Raw genomic sequence first — 2,316 nt, 5'->3', positions numbered from 1 at the left:
CTAGAAGGTGTGCTGCACTTTCACCGAGATGTTGCGGCCGGTCTCCACCAGCGGATTTGTGAAGCTCCGCGGATAGGAGCGATTGACGAACGTCGACGCGTCGACATAGGCCGTGTTGAAGATGTTCTCCAGGCCGAGGATCAGCTTGGTGTCGCCGAGTTGCGGCGAGACCAGCTTGCCGAGCTGAAGCGTCGCATAGAGCTTGGGAATGGCGTAGCCCGAAGTCGTATACTCCTGCGCCGGGTCGATCCGGGTCTTGCTGGCGGCCCAATCGATCACGCCGAGGATCGAATAGGCGCCGTCCGGGTCAGCATATTGGATACCCACCCGCCCGCGATAAGGGGCGAGAAAAGGCAGCGGCGTGCCGGTCAGCGTGTTGGTACCGCGCAGCTGCGTGAAATTCGTGAACAGGTTGACGGACGGCGTCATCTGCCAGCGCGCCTCCAGTTCGACGCCGGTCACCTCGGCCTTGCCGACGTTCCGAGATTGGGTGTAGCCGCCGACACCGTTGAGCGTCGTTGCGACCGTTTGAAGGAAGTTCTCGTAGTGCGTGTCGAACGCCGTGACCTTGAGCTCTGCATTGGCCGTATGAAAACGTGCGCCTCCTTCGTAGGTCACGCCGGTTTCCGGCTTCAGGTCCGGATTGGGGAGCTGAGTGGCCGTCACGGCAAACAGCTCGGAATTCGTCGGCTGACGGAACGAGGTTGCCACGTTGCCGAGCAGGTCGACGTTCGGCAGGACGGCATAGACGAACCCAAGGCTTCCGGTCGGAGCCGTCTGATCCACGTTGGTCTTGCTCGCATACAAGGCCCTGACATTCGCAGGAATGGTGGATGCGAGCGGCGAGGTGTCAGTGGTCGTGTTGAACCAGTCGAAGCGGCCCCCTGCGGACAGCGTCAGCGGCTGGACCGGCTTCCATTCGTGCAGGACGAACGTGCCGATGTTGGATTGCGTCGTGTCAGGGCCTTGCTTGGTGTAGGGCGAGACCACGTCGCTCGTCACGATCCCCGTCGTCCCATTGCGGATGATGGTCTCGGATGTTTGTTCGCTGCCCGGCCGCGCTTCCCGGAAGCCGTCGAGGCCGACCGTGGTCTTCGTTGCACCCCAGGGACTGAGCCAGGGAATTTCGGCCAGTGAGCGGCCGCCGATTACCAGGGGACCGATGACGTGGCTGGTGGACTTGACGGTCCTCGTGGCGATGCCCGCGGCGTTGATCGTGTTGTTGATGGTCGAGAGCTTCGTGTCGAAATAGTTGACGTAGAAAGAGCTCTCGACGTGCTTTACTAGGCCGTCGAGTTCCCCTGTATAGGCGATGCGCGCCGAATGCACCTGGTTGGGATCCTGCCGCACCTGCAGATATGGCGCGCCCGGTGCTCCGCCGACACCGCCGGCGCGACCATCGACCTCGCTGTAGGAGCGCAGCGAAACCTCGATGCGCTGTCCGATATCGGGCGTGTAGCCGAGCTTGATGTTGCCGCCGACGCTCTGGTAGTCGCTGTTAGGCACCATTCCGAGCGAAGTCTGGTAGTCGCCACCCCAGCGCCCGGCAAAGCCACCGATGAAATCGAAGCCTTGTCCGGCGCCCTTGACCCAGTCATAGGTGCTGAACGAGTTGGCAGCACTGCCGTAGCCGGCTGACCAGCCGCCGCCCGTGAAGCGGAACGGGCCCGACGTATCGCCGCTGTACGATCGGGTCACGATGTTGACCAGTCCGGTCAGCGCCTCGCTGCCGTAGACCACGGAGCCCGGACCGCGGATCACCTCGACGCGCTCGACCTCGTCAGGCGCGAGATAGTTGAGCTGCAGCGTATTGCGGCCGCGGAAGCGATCGCCATCGATGAACATCGGCGAGCGGAAGCTGTTCGACGAGAAGCCGCGCAGATAGATCTGGCCGCCGATGCCGCCGGAGCGGGCGATCGAGATGCCCGGGACAGAGGCGAGAACATCGAGGAGGCCGGTCGGCGACGTCGCCTCGATCTGAGCACGATCGACGACGGAGATGCTCTGCGTCGGAGGATGGGGAATTCCCGCTTGCGGCAGCCTGCCGCCCATCGGCTTCACGGAATCGCTGTTCGTGCCTTCCGGGGCCGTCGCATTGGCCTGCCGGCCTGGCGCCGGCTGGACAACGGGGGAGGGAGCCTGTCGCGTCGCGCGGGCCGTACTCTGTCGTGCCGCGCGGCGCGGCTTCGCCGGTCTTCCTGCCTCCACCGTCACCGCCGGCAGCACGGATTGCTGTGATGAACCACTTGCAGTCTGTGCTTCGGCGATCACGCTCGATGCCGCCGTCACCACACAGGCGAGCCCGAAGCTCAGTTT

The 2,316-nt window shown here is 63.9% G+C and carries 1 protein-coding gene; it reads right to left on the bottom strand.

The window, feature by feature from the left end; all coding sequences use genetic code 11:
• Positions 1 to 2,316: TonB-dependent receptor (locus tag JHD07_RS28150; RefSeq protein WP_366865337.1), on the bottom strand; the 2,316-nt coding region annotated here is incomplete at its 5' end.

This window comes from Bradyrhizobium sp. (assembly GCF_016462955.1).
GTDB lineage: Bacteria > Pseudomonadota > Alphaproteobacteria > Rhizobiales > Xanthobacteraceae > Bradyrhizobium.
Note: the sequence above shows the minus strand (reverse complement) of the source record. Positions and strands in the feature narration are given on the sequence as shown.